The sequence below is a fragment of the Nocardia panacis genome, from assembly GCF_003598715.1.
Taxonomy (GTDB): Bacteria; Actinomycetota; Actinomycetes; order Mycobacteriales; family Mycobacteriaceae; genus Nocardia; species Nocardia panacis.
In genome coordinates this window covers 88351-106375 of sequence record NZ_QZFU01000006.1, presented here as the reverse complement: position 1 = coordinate 106375, position 18025 = coordinate 88351, and the positions used below count along the sequence as shown (strand labels likewise).

Below are 18025 nucleotides of genomic sequence, written 5' to 3'. Positions count from 1 at the left end.
CCACTTTTTAGGGTTGGAGCTTCACTAGATACTTGAGAAGCTCTCGTTGCCGAGCCATGATATGCGCATTTTCGAGTGGTCCCGGCACCGGATCCAGTGTGCCCTCTGTGAACCCGAAGTGTTTCATGTACCATTCATGTGCGGCTGAGCGTTCGGTGGAATGCAATCGAACGCCGATGCAGCCTTTTTCTCTGAATTCATCGAATGCGGCGTGCATCAACTGTTGCCCGATTCCGCCACCATTCCATCCTGGCCTGACATAGACGGCGTCGATATATGCCATGCTGTCTTTCTGGATATAGTACTTCACCATGCCGATAACGTCGCCGCTGCTCGACCGTGCGACAATTATCGGCTCTCGATTGGCGATCCAGGTGAACCAATCGATCACCTTCCGTGGGCCAAGGCTTTCGTGGATGAATTTGAGCACGTTTTCCTGGCAGTTCAGATGCTGGTACGCTTCCGCTGTGGCGAGGCATTGTGTACGAGTTAGATCCAACACTGTGCGAGCTCGATCCTGCATTATGCGAGCTAGATCCTCCGTATCGGATGGTTCTGCGGGGCCTATTTTTATCGCCTTGCCGTCCCGGAAATCCCCCGGATGCTTCTCGAAATAGGATTTCGGGAAGTGATGCATCGGATCGACCGGTTCGAATGGATTGTTATCGTAGGGTTTCGGATTTGCGGCCCTTCCTTCTTGGATTTCGAAGAAGGCTCGCTCACCCGTTGCACCCTCGAGTGGCGCCCGCCCCCGCTCATTGGGAATTCCGGCGAATATCTGGTCGCCGAGTGCGGCTTCTTTGGGAACCTCGTCGCTTCTCGTTCGAATCACGCGCACCCGGAACCGACGATTGCCTTCTTCTCCCGCGACCTCCATGCGCATCACGGCACTGCCGCCCCCCTGGCGTGCCGCTTTCTTGGCCAACTCCTGGGCCAGGAGTTCGGCATCCTTGACCTGATCGGCATCGGACCATCCATGCATGAGATCGCGAGCCGTCGCGCGGGCCGTGCGGATATCGCTCGGACCGCCGATCGGCACCTTCCTCATCTGTGTCACGCCGGACAATTCGTCGCCCAATTCGCGATCGATCCGCGCTGCGGTCGACAGCGCCAATCGGAGCCTGCGAATGAGCTCGCTGTAGAAGCTACATATGGCCTTCGCGCTCATGGCGATGTTCTTGTTCAGCATCGTCACCAGTTCGAAGGCCGCCTGGTGCAGAGGCGGGGTCACGCGGTGAATTGTTGTGGCTCCCCAGCGACGGGAATCCGGTGGCGTAGGATGAATTCGTTTATGGCCGGTGCTATTTGGAGATCGCCGATTTGCTCGGCGATACCTCAGTACCCCACATAGTGGCCGCCGGAGCGGAGATTGGCGATGCCGGGGACGTTGCCGACGGAGCCGTATCGGTCGATGGCATAGCGCACTCCGGCGACGATATTGTCGACCGGGTTCCAGATATCCCGGTGTCCGGGAAGGGAATACGCGTTGAAAGTAGGATCGATGGTCTGCATCAGACCCTTGGAGGGGATGCCCGCGGCGGCGTTGCTGTCCCACAGGTTGATGGCATGCGGGTTGCCGCCGGATTCGTGCTGGATGATCGCGGCGACATCGGACGGTGAGATCGCGTGGGTGTCATAGCCATTGGCGCGCAGCACGCGCAGCGCCTCATTTATCCACTGGCCCTGTTCGCCGGTCGGCATGGTGGTCGGGGGACCCGAGCCGATGCCGCGGCGGAACGGTCGCCGGTTCGTGCGCCGTTGCGGCTGGGTCTGCCGCAGATAGCGGGCGGACAGTGCCGCGATTCCCTCGGCCGTCGCGGCGGCGGCGATTTGGCCATTGCCGAGCACATTCGACGCGCGCTGCAGGGCGTTGCCGAGGGCGGAGACGAGCATCTGCCTGCCTGCTGGAGTGTCGGCGACGCCGCCGAGCGCGTTGAGCGCGGAGTCCACCTCGGCCATGATGATGCCGATCTGCGCACGGCCGCCGGTGGTGGTGTCGACCGCTCCATTGAGTAGTGAACCAAGTTCGGTGTGCAGGGTGTTCAGTGCGTTCGCCTGGTTGGCGTCGCCGAGTGCCTTTGCCGCGTAGCTGGATCCGGTTCCCCCATCCCACAGGACCGGACCGGTGGGCCGCACATTCGCGGGTTCGGTGAGGTGCGTCGGCAGGCCGGTATCGGCGGTGGGGCGACCATCACCGAACTGTGCCGCGATGCCGGCCAGCGCGCCGAGCGTCGCGGCGGCCAGCGGTCCGCCAGCGAGTGCGGCCGAAGGATCGCCTGCGTTCAGGTGTTGCGAAGGTGGTGCGGCAGTGGCGGTCTCGGCTTGCGGAGTCGCCGGCGCGGCTTGCTGGGGGGAGCCCACTACCGCTGGAGGACTGCCGTGTCGAGGGTTGGACGGTGTGGATGAGCGGCGCGCTTTCGCAGCCTGCTTCTTGGGCTCTGGTACCGAGACCTTGGCATCGACGGCATCACCGCTGTGCGCCGGTGTGTTTCGATCGGTCTCCGACATCAGTGGTCCCTCTTCCCACGGCGAACCTCGGCCGGGTACGGCCGGGCGGCCGGCGCTTCATCGTCGCCGGTCGGATGCCGGAATCGTTTCCCGACGCTGGGAATCCTCGACAATCGGTGCAGGTGCCGGAGATTCGGCTGCGCGGACGGGAGCTTGGCCATGAGCCTCGGAGATTTTGCCAGTTTCATTGGCGGTGCCACCATGTTCGCATCGGCATTCGGTGGGCCGTTCGGAAAAGTTATTGGTGTCGCCGGTGGTGCTTTCGCGGGTTCCTTGAAAGCCATCGACCAAGAGGAGAGTGGGGTGGATTTCGCGAAGGAGGTTGGCTGGGGCGCCACCCTCGGTGCGGCCGGTGTGTTCAAGGGCTTCAAGGCGGCAAGGAAAGGGGTGGATGAAGCGGTGGCCGCCGGTAGTACGGCTGCAGGCGCGAATGCTGCCGCGAATATCGCCGTGCGGGACGCCACCAAATTGACGCGACTGAAGTTGGAAAATGCCTTCGGATTTACCGAAGGCGGAAAAAAAGCCTATCAGATTTACGGCAAGAGTATCGATAAATATCCATGGATCAAGGCACCGCTCTATTCGGGTGCGGGCTCATCTGCCGCCGCCATCGCGACCCAATATACTAGTCCATCGGACCTCATCAGTATGGTCACAGGCTTGGGTGGTGGTGGTTCCCGCACTGGAGAAACCCGTGCGACCACTGGAGAAACCCGTGCGACGCAAGGTCAGCAGGGATCAGGAACTAATTCCCCTGGCGGCGATACTAATCCTCTTGGCGGCGGTGCGGCCGTTCCGGTTCCGACCCGAATGGCCGGATTGGGGCTTGGGTCGAGTTCGTCGACAACGCCACCCGGATCATCAACTTCGCCCGGCTCGGGTTCGACCACGCCGAAGTCGGATAAGAATACGGAGGCTTCACCCAGGGTGGAGCTCCCCAAGGGAAATGGCTCGGCCCCGGCCAGGGCATAGAATCGTTATGTCGACCTTGGCGGAGGCGTGGAGCTCTAAATGGTGAACAAACCGGCCGATATGCCGCCACTCTGGATTCCTGATATCAACGGCATTTCCTGGCCGTCTACTGTCGACAGGATCAGCGCGGCTACCGATCAGTTTCTGGATGGCGGCCTGTTCGGATTTCTTGTCTCATACTGGAATGAGTTCGGCGAAGACGGCGCGCCTGAGCCCAGTCCGGTGCCTGCGCCCCCGCCTCTGTCCGTGGTGGCTTTTGAAGGGGCAGGGCAAGGGACGCAGGCAGGCTTGGCTTACGCAGAACGCGCGAGGCAACTGTCGGCGCAGGCCAGGGAATTCGAAAGGATCGACAAGGAGTTTCGCGATGCCACGAAACTTGCGGGGCAACATCGAGCGGCCAGCAAGAAGGATCTCGAGCAGTTCATCGGCGAGCTGAACACGAAATTCGGCATGGGTATGCCGGGGCGGGGTATAGAGGATAAATATGTCTCCGACGTGGCGATGGCAGCGTTTGATTCGGCCAAGCAGCGGCGCTCGCTACTGCAATACCAGTTGAAGAACGACTCCGGCAAGATCGACGCGAGTGCCGGAGGTTTGGCTGGTGGCGCGGGCGGAAACTTGGGCGGCGGGAATCTCGGAAACGGCGGTTTGCTGGGGCAGCAGCAGAATCAGCAGCAACAGCAGAAAACGGAGCCCATTACCCTCCCCACCTTCAAAGATTCCGGACCGGATGGCAAGACGCCGACGCTGCCCGTCGGTGATGGGTTGAACCCGCAGCTCCCGCAAGTCCCGAAGGACCCGACGAATCCGATCACCGACAAGCCGGGCACCGACCCGACCACCGGTTTCCCGAGTACGAATTGGCCGAAGTCGCCGGGGGATTCGTCGTCGAGCAACTCGCCCCAAACGCAGCTCCCGGCGCAGGCCGGGGGTGCGTTGGGCGCCATGGGCGGATACGGTGGGTTGGACCCGACGATGATGATGATGGGTCCGCTATTGGCCCAGGCAGCGGGTCGGCAGAACGCGGATATGGGATATCAGCCATACGGGCGCGAACCACGCCCCGAGCGCATGCCGCAGCCGGTCGCGCCGCAGCCGGTGAGTCCGCCGCTGGCCGTGCCACCCCAGCCCACGATCACTCCGGCGTCGCACGCCACGACACCGGGCGCTCCGGTCGCGGCGGGCGGAGCGCCACTGCCGCAGCCGAATTCGGATGGCGGTCTGCCCTACAAGTTCAAGGACAATCGAACGGTGTGGGTTCCGCAACTGGTGTACGACGCGTTGCACGCGGCGGAGATCAATGGCGCCGACGCGCAGACGGCCTATATGAATTCCAGTGCGAAATGGACCGACGCCACTCAGGTCGGCGAGCCCAAGGGGCCGGACGAGCTGATCACCGGCGACGTCGCGATCTGGGGCAAACGGACGACGATCGTGGTCAAATTCGCGGAGGATGGCAAGCCGGAAACCCTTGTCGAGGGCAAGCTTCGGCTGGTGGAAGACGAGGCCGCCGAACAGTCGGCCAAGAACGGTGACTCGGACACCGGCCTGTCGTTCCAGCGTCCGAAGGGCGTCACCGCTGTCGCGCAGGGCGATCAGCACGCCCCTGGACCCGCGCATGATCCGAATCCGGCCGCAGTGTCGACGATCGGCGTGTGAGACGGAGGGAGTCGGATAGACCATGGCAATGAACGTCGACATCAACGAACTCGTCGGCCTCGCACCGAAACTCGCGCGGCTGATGACGGCGATGGGCACGATGCTGCCCGCTGGCACGGTCGAAGCCGCGGGAGCCGACCCGGTGTCGCGGGTGTGGGTACCGGAGCTGAAGAAGCGGACGGGAAAGCTCTTCAACGCGCTGCTGGGCACGGTGAGCGAACTCCAGGATTTGACGGAGCGGATCGGTGCGGCGGCCGTGGAATACAGCCGCGCCGACGACCAGTCGGCGCGTGAGCTCGGTGGGATCGGTCGCGAGATCGTGAGCAATCATGCCGATGGTCAAATGCGCTATCCACCGCGCCCGGTCCCGGTGGACGCGGCGGTTCCCGCGGGTCCGACCAGTTCGATGACCATCGCCCAGCAGTTCCGTGATGGTCAAGGGCCTGCCCACGCGATGGAGTTCGCCACGAAGGTCGGCGATTTCGTCAATGGTCCGCTCACCGAGGCGCTGGTGGGCCTGGACAACGCGCTGCCGGTGCTGAACGAGTGGGTGCCGGTTGGCGCGCAGGCCGCGGAGAAGATCACCAAGTTTCGCGGCCAATTGGACGCATTGGGTTTCGGGCTGCGCGAACTCTCCGCCGATATCAATGTGTACGGAGCCGCCTATACCAGTGCCAGGAAACAGCACCCGACTCCGGATGAGATCCAACAGGCCCGCGACCAGTTGGTCGCGGCGACCAAATCGAAGAACCAAGCCGCGACTCAGGCCGCGCTCGCCAACTATAAGGAGAAGCACCTGCGGTCTGCGGAAACGATGACCGATTTCGCGAAGACCGGCGGCGTGACCATGCCGTCGTCCGACGGTTCGCTTCCGGACGGTACCGCGCCCGGCGGCAACGCACCTGGCGGTACGGACCCTTCCGGAGCGAATCAGAGCGGCGGCGGCGGTCAGAACGGCGCCAACGAGATGAGCATGCTCTCCTCGATGCTGCCGGGCCTGCTCAGCAATATGGCCTCCATGCAGCAGATGGGGCGCGGCGACGGACTCAATCCGCTCGACGACTACGGCTACGACGACTATCCGAATGTGTCAGGCATTTCCGGCATTCCGAGTTTCGGGGGTGGGCCGGGCGGCGATTCGGGCATCGCGGCAGCAGAATCCGCGTCCATTCCGATGGGCGGTGGGCTCGCCAACATCGCAGGCGCTTCGGCCCGAGCGCCTTTGGTCGAGCCGCTCTCGGCAGCCGCCGCAGCGGCGAACGCGCGTGGCGTCGCGGGCGCGGGTTCGCCGATGATGCCCTATATGCCGTTGTCGCCGGGAATGGGCGGTGGGGCGGGCAATAAGAACGAGCGCAGCCGGGTGGTGGCGTGGCATCCGGACCGCCGCTTGTACGTGGACGAGACCGAACACACCGAACTCGTGATCGGCGAGAAGCCGACCATCGCGCCGACGGTGACTCCGCCGACCCCCACCCAAACCAATCAGTCCCAGTCCGGAGGAAGTGTATGAGCGAGACGGAATCCAGTGTGCAGGCGGCACTCGACGCGGCGCGGGAATTGCGCCACAAGATCGCCGACCTGCGCGAGCGGATCGATGCGATCCGGGCGCGCCGCCCCTCGCCGAGCGGCCTGGTGATTCCGGAGGTCGATGCGATGGGCAGGCTCACCAATCTCTATCTGGCGCCGGGCACGGTCGACCGATTCTCCGGTCCGGAACTGGTGGTCGAGATCATGGCGGCCATCAAGGACAGCGCCGCCGATGCCGCCCGACAGTACGACGCCTTGATGAACCCGGCGGACCTCGCCGACCAGGTGCTGTGACCGAGCCGGATGCCGTCACCGTGGCCGATACGGTGCGGTGGCTGCACGAGGAGGGCCTGAGCCGACTCGCGGGCCTGTCCGATCAGGTGCCGGGTGTGATCGCCGCCTACACGATCGATGTCGCGGCCGGCACCGTCACGGCGTATCCGGCGGCGGGTTCGGCGGGAAGCGCAGGCGTACTCGCCTATGCCGCCGACGATCTGCCGTTCCCGGACGGTTCGACCCGGCGGCTGGTGGTCGTCGGCGTGACCACCACGAACTCGGTGCTCGTGGTCGATCTGGCCACCACCTTGGCCCTGACCATCAATTCGGATCGGCCGGAGAGTCCGGCCCGGTCCTGGGTGCTGCAACTGCTGCTGAATCCGGAGATCACCATCACCACCAATAGCGCCGAGGTGGCGCTGGAGGCAGGCAACCGATGCAGGCACACCTTCATACCGGGCGGCGGCGGAACCATTGTGAGCGTGGACGATACGCGCCCACCTGTCACCACCATCACCCTCAATTCCAGTGCCGACGGACCCGACCACCTCGATGTCGAGATCGACCGCTCGGGGGAGATGTACCTCGGGACGCGCTGCTGGACCCTCGACGAGGTCATGACCGTGGACGACAACGTATGGGCCGCGCTGGCGGCGCAGTTGGAGGAGAGCATCGCATGAACGACTGGGACGACGACGCGACCGCGGCGCCGGATTGGAACCGGATGGTCTACGAAACACTCAATCCGGATAACTCCGTCGGGGTTGCCTGTAGCCGCAGCGGTGAGATCGTCGGCATGCACATCGCCGAGGAGGCCCGCGACAACGGCGACGCCTGGCTGTCGGCGGAGATCCTGCGGGTCGCCAAGTTGGCGCATATGAAGTCGCGGGTCGGATTGCGCGCCGAGATGGCCTATCAGGGGGCCGAGACCTCCACCATCGATGCGTTCGATCTGCCGACCGAGGTCGCCTACCGCAATGCCGAGCGCGAAGCGTTCCGCGAGACGCGGAGCTGATGGCGATGACCGGGAATCGGCTCGATATCAGGTCGCTGGAGAAGATGGTTGTCGCCGCCGGGCACTTCCCGGAGGCGGTGCGGTCCTGCGCGCGTCACGTCGACGAGGTGCGGCTGCGGCCGCACACCGCCGCCGGTTCGCCCCTCGACCGGGCGATGGTGGATCAGGTTTCGGCGATTCCCACCGCGATTCACGGCTTCGGGCAGGCGTGCGTGCGGCGGGCCGAGGATACCCACGAGGGGGTTGTCGCCGCGGCGGCGATCTACCGCGCGGCCGACACCGAGGGCGCGGCCGCGGTGCGCGGATCGATGGAGAGTTGACAGCGCGAACATGGACCCGCAGCCGGACAGCGGTCACCGCTGGGAGGCCATTGTCGAAGACAACTGGCCGCGCATAGGTCCGTCGGAGTGGTATCGCATGGCCCGTTTGGCGCAGGAGGGCGCGCAGTCGCTCGATACCGATGCGGTGGCGCGGGTCGGGCGGGAGTTCGCCGCCGCGGTCCCGGCCAGTGTCGGATTGCAGCCGGCCAAAGACGCGATGCAATCCGAGACCGGTGTCCCGGCCGCGCTCGCCGCAGCGCTGCACGGTGCGGCCGATGTCTTCACCGAATACGGGGACCTGGTTCGCAAGACACAGAACGCGATCTTGGATGCGGTGCACGATGCCGACCGGGATATTCGGGCCGAGACCAAGGACGCCGTCGACGCGGAGGCGAAGAAGAATCTCCCGTCTCGCGTCTCCGATATCGAAGGCCACGCCCGCGCCACTGTGCGCAAGGTAGTGGACGAGGCGGTGGAGAAAGTGCCCGCCGCCGCGCTACCGGGGTTGACCGCGCTGGCCGAGGCGCTGGATCTGCCCGGTATCGTCCCCCAGCCCACCGGGGGTGGCGGTCCGTCCCGTCCCGGCCCGCCCATGGGGCAGGGCGGCTCGAAATCGGGGGAGCACCCGCCACCGGGGCCGAATACCGAAGGGACGGGCGGGAATTCGCGGACCGAAACCGATCCCGCACCGGTAGTGGTGGCACCGATCGATACCGGAAACCTGCCGCCGATCGGAACTCCCGGCACCGGGCCGGAGCCCAACGATGGTCGAGTCGATGGGAGTTCACCGCAGCCGCATGACCCGGTGCGACCGCCGAGCGAGCACGACCGCAGACCCGACGGCGGCACCGCAGGACACACCGGATCGCCGCAGCACCGGATGCCGATTGATGAAGGCGGATCGGCGAATCCGCCCGGCACGGCGGACTCGCGACAGGGTTCTGCCCCCGCTCCCGCCGCCGGGCCGGGTCACATGGCAACCCCGGTCTACCCGGGGCAGTCCGGGGCGGCATACGGACTCGAATCGCACGCCGGGCAGCCATCAGGGACCGGGTCGAGCGTCGGTGAGACCGCGCACCATGGGACCGAACCCGTATCGAAAGCCACCGATGCGGGGACGACCGCGTCGCACTCCGGGACGGTGAACGGCTCGACAGGTTCGCCCGCTGCCGATGCCCCGACCGATGTTCCCGGCGCGGCACGAAGTGGCTCGGCAGGCCCCTCGGGGGCCGACAGTCGTCTATCGGGAAGTCGACATGACACCGATTCCGCACGACCACAAGGATTTTCGGCCGACGACTCGATGACTTCGGTTGCGGGTGCGGCGCTGGCGCAACTTGCCGCGAACGCTGGACCGCAGGTCGCATCGTCGCCTGCTGTACCACATCAAGCATCGGCTCCCGCGTCGAATACAGCTGCCGCCGCCGCACCCTCGGAAGGACGGGCCGCCGCGCCCCCGCGTGCGCCGATCGCCGATATCCGGCCGGGCGTGACCGCCCCGAGCGGTTCGGGAGTTGCCGCGCCGGGCGAGTCCTCGGGTCAGCAGGCGCGTCCGACGGCACCGAATCGCCCTGCGGGTCTGCCGGATTCGCACCGTGATCCCGGTGCGCGCCGTGAGGACAAGGGCAGCGATGAGGTGCTGCGCGACGCGGTGGGCGCGGCGTTGCTCACCGCCGCTGCCCCGGCATTCGTGGTCGGAGAGCGTGCGGATGGCGATCTGGTGCTGGCCAGGACGCTGCTGCGCGGTGTGCTGAGCGCGGTCGACGACTCGACGATCGGCACCGGATTCGGTGTCGCGGTGCTGCGTCATCAGGGCGGTGTGAGCGCGTTCCTCACCTCCAATGAGGGCAGGGGATGGCTGCCCGCCGGTCTGTACCTGCCGCGCGAGATGTCGACGCCGTGGGTCTGGGCCGAAGCGGACAGCGGTGCGTGGGAAGGGATTTCCGATCCCGCCAGGGTCCTCGCCGAGTTCGGCACCGCCTGGGGGCGCAAGACGGGCGGGCGGGTGTCGGCGATCGTCTCCTCCGAGTCGATCGAGCGCGAGCTGCGTGGACAACTGCGCGAGGTCGCGCTCGAAGGGCCGGTCGAGATCGGTCCCGGACCCGAATTCCGGTCATCCGCACCGGGATTGATCGATCGACTGAGTTTGATTGCCGACGCTCGACTCCTCGACCAGGTGGCCGCGATCCCCGACGAGCGGATCGCGGCGCACCGGCTCGGGCTCGCGGTGGATGCCCATGTGCGCGTGCGGAGGTTGGGTTCGATCGCACCGGATTCGGTGGCACTGAACGAGCTTCGGCAGCGCATCCTGCTCGCCCTGCGTTCGGGGAACGATATTCCGGAGCAGTGGTGGACCGAACTGGGGGACGCGGACGATCTGCTCGCCGCGACGATGGCCGGGCACCGCTTGGATGTGTCGCGAATTCCGCTGGGCGGCCTGCGTTCCGACGCGGCGGGTCGTCCGGCGGCGGAGTCGGCGTTCGTGCGCGCCATGGCTTTCGAGCGCAGATGCGATGAACTGGTCCTGCTGTTGGCGCGAGCGCCGACCAGGCAGAGCCTGCGCGACGCGGTGTACGCGCACGGGTCGCTCGTGGGCCACCCCGATTTCGCTCGCCCGCCCGCGAATCCGGCGCCGCGGCCGCCGTCGATCAGCGCGGGGCCGGTGTGAGAACGCGGCTCAACGCCGCGGTTTCATCTCCCGCGGCACCACGGAGAGCAGCAGTCGGTGCAGGTGTTTCGCGTGGTCACTCGCGTGACCCGCGGACAGTTCGACCTCGGCGAAAGCCTCGGCCAACGCCTGGCCGGGATCGAGTTGCCCCGGTAGTCGCAGCGCATCGGCCGTCAGGGTGCCCGGACGGCTGTCGATGCGCAGGAATCCGCCAAGCAGATCCTTCTGCGCCGACATGCGGGCGCGGAAGCCGCCCGCCACGTCGAGGGCTCGCCCGAACTCGCGCACGATGACCGACCTCAGCTCCACTGCGGGACCGGCTTTCGTCCCCGCCTGTGCGAGAAGCGCGCCGTTGATCGCGATGCGGACACCGGTTCGTTCTGGTTCGGCCCCGATCTCGCGGATCAACTGCGCGGGCACTCCGGCGGGCAATTCGGCGATCTCTATGCCGCGCAGTGGTATCGGGTACTTCGCCGACATCTGGGCGATGGTCTCCGCGATCTCTCTGGCTGCCTGCTCCGGTACGCCCATCCGGTCGAATCCGATCACCGCGATCCCATGTCGGGCCGAGATCTCCTCGGCGATGCGCAGCACCTCCAGGTCCGAGACGGGCACCGAGGGGTGAGCGTTCGGTTTCGGTGCGTGTTGTGCTGTGGCAGCGGAATTTTCCATCGGGGTCGGAGGGTGCTCGAGCAGCGCGGGTGTGGCCCGCTCGTCGGCCACCTGCTCGAGCGCGGGGATCGGCGGCTCGGGCGGTGTGGCACGCGAAACCGGCGACGAACGTCGCTGCACAGGTACGGATCTGAGCGGGGTGCGCGTCGATGTTCCGGTGGGTCGATGCCTCCTCGTCCACGGCGTGGTGGGACGTCGCGGCGATTCCGACCCGGCGCGCTCGGAGGAACTAGCGGCCCGCGCGGGTTCGTTCGCGGTCGCGGGTTGTCCGGGGTATCCCGACAGTTGGTCGCGCAGCGCCTCGGCCTGTGCGATCGCGGCCTGCAACTCCCCGACCATCGCGGCGGCCTGTGCGATCATCCGGTCCAGCGTCGACACCAGCTGCGTCGCGTCACCGATCTCGCTGTGCGCCGCCTGATTCACCCTGCGCCCCCTGCTCGCCTCGAGGTCGGCCAGGCCGTGTGGGAAGCCCTGCCGCGCGCCGGTATTCGGACAGTGCACGACCGATTCGGTGCGCGCCGTCCGCCGGTGTGCACTCCGCCGCCGATTGTGCGGCAGCTCTCCGCCGCACCCGCGAATCCGCTTCCCCGGCTTGGGAAGTTGCGCGCCGATCGCCACAGGTGGGAAGCATCGAGAATGAAAGTGTCGGCGGCGGAAAGGATTTCTCGGGCATGGCGGGCAACTTCGATGTCGACTACCAGGAGTTTCTGCGGCTGGCCGCCGAACATCGGCGCGCGGCCGAGGAGACGCGGGAGTGGTCCAAGCCGCCTAGGGATTGGCTCGCGAGGTTCCAAGCGACCTACGGACACATCGCCGATGATGTCTACGAAGCGCTGGGCAGGTACTATCATGCGCGAGAAGAGGCCGGACTCGAGCTCGCGAAAAGTCACGACGATACCGCCGAACAACTCCAAGCCGCCGTCGAAACCTTCCGTCAAACGGAAGGTAACAACGTGGCCGAATTCAACAACACACTCCCTGGCCACGGTTCACCCGGGCCGCACGATCCGATGCCCGGATCTCACCCGGTGCCCGCATCCCATACGCCACCTCCGGCGCACGACGCGACCCCCGCCGCACCGGGCCACCCGCCTGCTGCGGGCGGGCACGCCGCCGGTCCTACGGGCGACCCGAATCCCCAGCACGAGTCCTCGGGCATGTCGGCCGCCCCGAATCCGACTGCGGGACAGCAAGGTTCCGGCATGCCGGCCCAGAGCATGCCCGGTGTGTCGCATCCGAGCATGCCCGGATCCGAGACCGGTGGTCCATCAGCGGGGACGCCCGGTCAACACGGTGTCGCCGCACCGACCAACTCGTCTGCGGCAGTCAATGATTCGATACCCCCCTTGTCTGCCTTCGCTCCAGAGGGTGGTGTCACATCCGGCACCGGGCGCGGCAGCGAGACCCAATCGCCTTCCGCTGCCAACGAAGCCACGGAGGCGGTGCCCGCCGTCGTGCCGACGCCCTTCTCCTCCGCCGTCGCCGCCGCAAAGCAGAAAGCGGCCGAACCGGACTACGTGGTGGGTGATTCGGTCAACGAGGATCTGGTCCTGGCCAAGACACTGCTGGGTGCGGTGCTCGCCGCGGTGGACACGCCGGTCGGCATGATGTGGGCGGTATCGGTGGTACGCGGCCCCGATGGTATCGGTGTCTTCCTGACCTCGAACGAGGGTCGAGGATGGCTGCCCGCCGGACTTTTCCTGCCGCGCACGGTGTCCACCCCCTGGTTGTGGGACGAATTCCTCGGTGTCACCGAAGGATCGCCGTGGGAGGGCGTCGCGGATCCGGCGCGCGTGCTCGCGGAGTTCGGACTGGCCTGGGGCGAGAAGGCCGGTGGAGCGACCTCGGCCCTGGTGTCGTCGGGATCGATCGATCCCGGTCTGCGCGCCCAACTCCCGGAAGTGGCGATGGAAGGCATGGTCGCGCCGAACTACGACGTCGATCTGCGGGTCGCCACGGCGGACACGACCGACCGGCTCGGGCTCACCGGATCCATCGACGGCCTGAAATCTCTTGCGCAGGTGCCGGATTCACAGGTTCACGCGCGGACCGTCCAGATGGCCTCCGATGCGCACCGGCACGTGTCCTACCACGGCGCACGCAGCGCCGAGGCGGCCGAAGCGCGCCGAGCCCGCGATCGGATCCTCGCCATGGTGCATGCCAGGCAACCCGTCTCCCGCGCCCTGTGGGCCGAACTGCGTGAGGCCGATGACCTGTTGGCCGCCTCGATGCTGACCCACCGGGTCGATGTGGGTCGAGTCGGACTCGGGGAGTTGCGCATCGTCGACGAGGCGGCCGACCTGCGCGACCTGGTCTTCGAACGCCGCTGCAATGAGTTGGTGCTGTTGCTGGCCGAAGAGCCGCAGCCGCAGGTGCTGCGCGACGCGGCCTACGCGCACGAGCAGATCGTGAATCATCCGACCTTCGTCGCGGCTCCGGCCCCGGTGTCGGCCGCGCCTGCCGATCGGGTGGCGCGGACGGCGCCGCCGGTCGGTGGGGTCACCGCGCCGTCGGTCAGCGCGCCGCCGACGGAAGCGCCGCCGTCAATCGGCTGATTCCATGAGCGATAAGAACAACGACGAGGACGGCAAGAAGAAGCCGCCCACGCTGGAAGAGGCGTATGCGCAGGCCGCGCAACACCCTCCGGGTGTCGGTGCCAGGCAGGAAGACCAACAGGCATGGGCCGCCGCTTCGGACAAAATAGAGGAAAAACAGCAAGACGACCTTTTGAGCGTCCTCCGGCGACGGCGGGACCAGGACGAAAAACTGGAAATCACTCGGCAGCAAGGACAATTGGGTCCGGATTCTCTTGCGGCGGGCAAGGAATTCAAGCCGGGGATGACTCTCAAGTCGGGAAACTACGAGGTCTCCTGGGATCCCAACCTCGGGTTGGTCGAAAAATACGTCGGCGCGGGCGGACCGCGCGTCATTTGGGAGGGGGGCAAGGGGTACAAGAACGCCGCCTCGGCGATGGTGGACGAGACCGGCGCGTTCAACCTCACCAACGACGGCGTCACGACGCTGGCACTAGGGAAATACGGTCCAGCCGAAGCCGACGGCAAACCGGTCGGGGTGCGACTGAATCCCGATGGCAGCCTTGTCGTATTCAACAAGGACGGCGTGCCGATCCACACGGTGAACTCGGCGGACTCCGGTCCTCATCCGCGCTACACCGTTGTCCTGCACCAGCCCCCTTACGCGCGAACGCAACTGTACGACTTCATCCGGTTCACCACGATCAGGCTGCAATTGCTCGTGGACAAACTCGGTAGCGGCGACACCTCTCCGGTCCCCGATTTCAGCGATATGTTGACGAAACGGGGCGTCGACCCCGCTACGATCTCCTCGCTGACCATGGAGCAATATTCCCGAGCCGAGGCCGGGATGAACGACATGATCAAGGACTTGCAAACCAGGGATTCCATCGTGGCGACCGCGGTGCATGAGACCGGTGCGAAAATCGACGCGGCCTTCGAAGGTATTAAAAACGATATCGAAGCTCTCGACCGATCCCTGTCCGCGGCACAGATGTTCGGGGCCTATGTGCCGCGCGGTGTGGGCGGTGCGACCGGCGACACCACCCAGGTGCCCCGTTCCGACAAACTGATCTCGCACCGCATGGATCCGGCAACGGTGCCGCACGAGGGAGATCTACCGGAGGCTCGCTTCTCGCCGGAGTTCAACGCGATCATGCAGGATATCGAGCAGGGCCTCATCAAACAGATGGAGGACACGGTCGGCACCGTGCACCAGAAAGTGGATGCGGTCAAGACCGCGGCGGCGGCCGCGGGCGGGAATGTGAACGGAGCCACCGGCGGTGGCGCGACACCCGGCGGTGGCGAGAGCGGTACCGGCACCGATACCGGTGCTGGTACGGGTACCGGTACCGGGGCCGGAAATGGCAACGGGTCCGGAGGCAACGCGGGACTCGGCAACGGCCAATCCGCCGACACGGGCGCTCCCGCAAAACCCGTCAACGCGCCCTTCGATGTGAATTCCGCACTCGATGGCATCGATCTGACCGGTTCGGGTGATACCGCCGGGGACAAGTCCGCCGCGCCCAATGGTTCGGGTGATCTCCTGGATCCCGAGCACCTCGGCGATTCGGGACAGCCCACCGACGATTCGGGCGTCGGTAATGGCGTCGGGTCGAATGGCTCGGCCGCCGACCCGAATGCTCAGGCGTGGAACCGGCTCGACAATCACCTTGCCGGGCGGTCGAATTCCGGGGTTCGGCGGGCCGGCCTTCAACCGTCGACGGCTCCGCCGAACCGGTCGAACAACAACTCTACGGCCGGCCTGATAGGCCCCCTTATTGCGATGTCCCAGATGATGCCCGCGCTGGCCAACAACATCACGGCACGCCAACAGTTCGACGGTTCCGGCAGGCATTCCTCCCGCGGTTCGGATTCCCGTGCTGCACGAGGCAATTCGGCCCCGGCCGATGGACAGCAGGCGACCGGGTCGTCCGCGCAGCAGCCCACTCCCGTGACCGCGAAGGATCCCGGTGGCTCGCCCCACCCGGACAAGGGCGTGAATCTGGCGGTGGGCAAGGAGAACCAGGTGGTCTCGCGGGTCGTCGAACAAGCGGTGACCAAGGAGCAGGCCAACCACAGCGGCAGCGATGCCCGCGCCGCCTACGCGGGGACACCGGCCAATGCCTCGACATGGCAGCCGGTGGACCCCTCTCTGGTGCGGACCGGCGATATCGCGAAGTGGGACAACCACACTGCGTTGGTCCTGCGTAACGCCGACGGGTATTTCATACTCCTCAACGGGAATACTGTTCCGTTGACCGATCCGAACAATATGCCCGAAGGCGGAGTCGGAGCATACGGCGATTTCCGGGGCTTCTTCCATACTCCCGGCACGGATATCGTTCCTCCCGCGCCGAGCAGCAACCCCGTTGCGGGCGGTGATCCCACGCCCGAGGCCCCGGCGCCTGCCCCGCCGGTGTCGACCGATCCGGCCAAAGAGCGTCCGCCGGTTCAGATCTGAGCATCTATCGCGGTGCTCCATTGCGCCGGAGGTTCATCCGTATCCGAGGACCGCAATGGCCATACTGCTCACACCGAAGCGGGGCTCCGGTCGTCGCAATGACCGGAGCCCCGTTTCAGTGTGATCAAGCCGGTTGCGGCGGGTTGGTGGCTGCCGCGTCCTGCGGCTTGTTGTCCGGAGTCGGATTCGGAGGGGGCGCACCGGCTTCCGACGCGGCGACCGGGGGCGGCGCGGATTTCGGATCGGCGGGTGCCGTTGTTTTGGGATCCACAGGCGCGGTCTTGGGATCGGCGGGCGGTGCCGCTTTGGGATCGGCAGGTGCTGCGGCGGCAGGTTTCGCCCCCGAGTTGCCGTCCTTCGTATCGCCGTCTCTGCCTGCGTGATTCTGCTCCTGCTGCTGCCTCAGCAGTTGCGGCAGCACGCTCAGCAATGGCATGGCCAGCATGGGCAGCGTGGTGAGCAACTGCATCAGCGAGGACATGATGTCGCCACCGCCGCCTCCGCCGCCACCTGCGGCAGGAGTGCCCCCTTGGCCGTTGGCCGGATCGACGCCCGATGTCGCACCGGTTTGTGGGATCCCGCCCGTACTATCCGAACCCTGGGCTATCGCCTTGTTGAGGTCGAAGGTCAAGCCGATGGTGTCCGCGACCTGCTTGATCGCGCGCAGCACCAGCTTTGTCAGTGTGTACTCTTCGGCGGGCTCCAGTTTCTTGCCGTTGTAGACGGCGAGCTGGTCATGCAATGCCGTGGCGATCCGATAGACTTTCCACCGAGCACGATCTCGCTGCTCCGCCACCGTTCCGGTCGCGTTGGTGACCTGGTCGTCCATGTTCGCCAGCGATTCGTGTTGGGACCGAAGCGAGGCGGTGCGCTGTTCGTATTGCGTCGCAGTCGCACTGGCGGGAAGTTGGGTCTGCTGCACGAGTTCCGGGCTTTTGGGCGTGGGCGGCAGTTGGACCTGGCCCTTGCCGAGCGCTTCGGCGGCGAGCTGGATGATCTTGTCGGCGACCTCGATGGTTTGGGCCAATATCGGCGAGGCGGTTCCGGTCCATACCAGACGCGGCGGTGGTGGTGGGCCGTCACCGCTCGGCGCTGGTTCGCCAGGAGCTATCGTCCCCCCGGTGCCGGGTTTCCCCGCGCCGGTGGGTTTCTTGGCACCGGGTTTGGACGGCGTATCGGGATTCGCGGGCGCGTCGGATTTGGTCGGTGCCCCCGACCCGGTGGCAGCGTCGGCTTTGGTCGATGTGCCTGCCTCAGTGGGAGCGACGGACGGTGGCGTTTGATCGGTTTTGGCTGTGGCGTAATAGTTTTCGCTGAGCGCGGCGTTTATCCCGGTATCGATCCGCGCACCGCCGTCGACCTGTGCCACACCTACCGCCATGACATACCCACCGCCTCCCGACTATTCCC

General features: G+C 66.0%; 14 protein-coding genes. 10 read left to right on the top strand and 4 right to left on the bottom strand.

From position 1 onward, the window contains the following. Positions 1 to 7: 7 nt before the first annotated feature. A complete protein-coding gene (locus D5S18_RS00880; protein WP_120036934.1) occupies positions 8 to 1231 on the bottom strand; it encodes a GNAT family N-acetyltransferase in 1224 nt (407 codons plus the stop codon). Between the two features lie 104 nt (positions 1232 to 1335). Further along, positions 1336 to 2508 (bottom strand): lytic transglycosylase domain-containing protein, encoded by a 1173-nt coding sequence (locus D5S18_RS00875; RefSeq protein ID WP_120036932.1) that lies wholly within the window; start codon positions 2506 to 2508, stop codon positions 1336 to 1338. A 159-nt stretch (positions 2509 to 2667) separates the two neighbouring features. Between D5S18_RS00875 and D5S18_RS34295 the strand changes: the two genes are divergently transcribed. The 8 genes from D5S18_RS34295 to D5S18_RS00840 all read left to right on the top strand — a co-directional run bounded on the left by D5S18_RS34295 (position 2668) and on the right by D5S18_RS00840 (position 10945). Next, a complete protein-coding gene (locus D5S18_RS34295) occupies positions 2668 to 3480 on the top strand; it encodes a hypothetical protein (protein ID WP_147403796.1) in 813 nt (270 codons plus the stop codon). 288 nt (positions 3481 to 3768) lie between these two features. Continuing rightward, on the top strand, positions 3769 to 5139 hold the full coding sequence (locus D5S18_RS00870) for a hypothetical protein (RefSeq protein ID WP_120036930.1): 1371 nt from the start codon (positions 3769 to 3771) through the stop codon (positions 5137 to 5139). 22 nt (positions 5140 to 5161) lie between these two features. Next, the gene (locus D5S18_RS00865) at positions 5162 to 6649 is read left to right on the top strand and encodes a hypothetical protein (RefSeq protein ID WP_147403795.1); all 1488 of its coding nucleotides are present in this window, start codon (positions 5162 to 5164) and stop codon (positions 6647 to 6649) included. Next, a complete protein-coding gene (locus D5S18_RS00860) occupies positions 6646 to 6960 on the top strand; it encodes a YbaB/EbfC family nucleoid-associated protein (protein WP_120036926.1) in 315 nt (104 codons plus the stop codon). Before D5S18_RS00865 ends, D5S18_RS00860 begins: the two co-directional genes overlap by 4 nt. Continuing rightward, entirely contained in the window at positions 6957 to 7622 is a 666-nt protein-coding gene (locus D5S18_RS00855) for a hypothetical protein (RefSeq protein ID WP_239003450.1), read from the top strand. The genes D5S18_RS00860 and D5S18_RS00855 overlap by 4 nt, the downstream gene beginning before the upstream one ends. After that, positions 7619 to 7957, top strand: a complete 339-nt coding sequence (locus D5S18_RS00850; protein WP_120036924.1) for a hypothetical protein — start codon at positions 7619 to 7621, stop codon at positions 7955 to 7957. The genes D5S18_RS00855 and D5S18_RS00850 overlap by 4 nt, the downstream gene beginning before the upstream one ends. 5 nt (positions 7958 to 7962) lie before the next feature. After that, on the top strand, positions 7963 to 8277 hold the full coding sequence (locus tag D5S18_RS00845; RefSeq protein WP_147403794.1) for a hypothetical protein: 315 nt from the start codon (positions 7963 to 7965) through the stop codon (positions 8275 to 8277). A gap of 10 nt (positions 8278 to 8287) precedes the next feature. Continuing rightward, a complete protein-coding gene (locus D5S18_RS00840) occupies positions 8288 to 10945 on the top strand; it encodes a hypothetical protein (RefSeq protein ID WP_120036920.1) in 2658 nt (885 codons plus the stop codon). A 9-nt stretch (positions 10946 to 10954) separates the two neighbouring features. On the opposite strand, the gene D5S18_RS00835 is transcribed toward D5S18_RS00840, so the two are convergent. Further along, entirely contained in the window at positions 10955 to 12118 is a 1164-nt protein-coding gene (locus tag D5S18_RS00835; protein ID WP_147403793.1) for a hypothetical protein, read from the bottom strand. A 170-nt stretch (positions 12119 to 12288) separates the two neighbouring features. Here D5S18_RS00835 and D5S18_RS00830 point away from each other — a divergent pair, with 170 nt between their 5' ends. Next, positions 12289 to 14172, top strand: coding sequence for a type VII secretion target (locus D5S18_RS00830; RefSeq protein ID WP_147403792.1), 1884 nt, complete (start codon positions 12289 to 12291; stop codon positions 14170 to 14172). A 4-nt stretch (positions 14173 to 14176) separates the two neighbouring features. Beyond that, positions 14177 to 16615, top strand: a complete 2439-nt coding sequence (locus D5S18_RS00820; RefSeq protein WP_147403790.1) for a hypothetical protein — start codon at positions 14177 to 14179, stop codon at positions 16613 to 16615. A 124-nt stretch (positions 16616 to 16739) separates the two neighbouring features. Here the strand turns inward: D5S18_RS00820 and D5S18_RS00815 are convergent, their stop codons facing one another. Further along, positions 16740 to 17996 carry a hypothetical protein gene (locus D5S18_RS00815; RefSeq protein ID WP_120036911.1) on the bottom strand — a complete coding sequence of 419 codons (1257 nt, stop codon included), beginning with the start codon at positions 17994 to 17996 and terminating at the stop codon, positions 16740 to 16742. Positions 17997 to 18025 lie beyond the last annotated feature (29 nt).

Coding starts and splice junctions, on each gene's coding strand:
- D5S18_RS00875 (WP_120036932.1), bottom strand. CDS start 2,508: ATGTCGGAGACCGATCGAAACACACCGGCGCACAGCGGTGATGCCGTC.
- D5S18_RS34295 (WP_147403796.1), top strand. CDS start 2,668: ATGAGCCTCGGAGATTTTGCCAGTTTCATTGGCGGTGCCACCATGTTC.
- D5S18_RS00865 (WP_147403795.1), top strand. CDS start 5,162: ATGGCAATGAACGTCGACATCAACGAACTCGTCGGCCTCGCACCGAAA.
- D5S18_RS00860 (WP_120036926.1), top strand. CDS start 6,646: ATGAGCGAGACGGAATCCAGTGTGCAGGCGGCACTCGACGCGGCGCGG.
- D5S18_RS00850 (WP_120036924.1), top strand. CDS start 7,619: ATGAACGACTGGGACGACGACGCGACCGCGGCGCCGGATTGGAACCGG.
- D5S18_RS00845 (WP_147403794.1), top strand. CDS start 7,963: ATGACCGGGAATCGGCTCGATATCAGGTCGCTGGAGAAGATGGTTGTC.
- D5S18_RS00840 (WP_120036920.1), top strand. CDS start 8,288: ATGGACCCGCAGCCGGACAGCGGTCACCGCTGGGAGGCCATTGTCGAA.
- D5S18_RS00830 (WP_147403792.1), top strand. CDS start 12,289: ATGGCGGGCAACTTCGATGTCGACTACCAGGAGTTTCTGCGGCTGGCC.
- D5S18_RS00820 (WP_147403790.1), top strand. CDS start 14,177: ATGAGCGATAAGAACAACGACGAGGACGGCAAGAAGAAGCCGCCCACG.
- D5S18_RS00815 (WP_120036911.1), bottom strand. CDS start 17,996: ATGGCGGTAGGTGTGGCACAGGTCGACGGCGGTGCGCGGATCGATACC.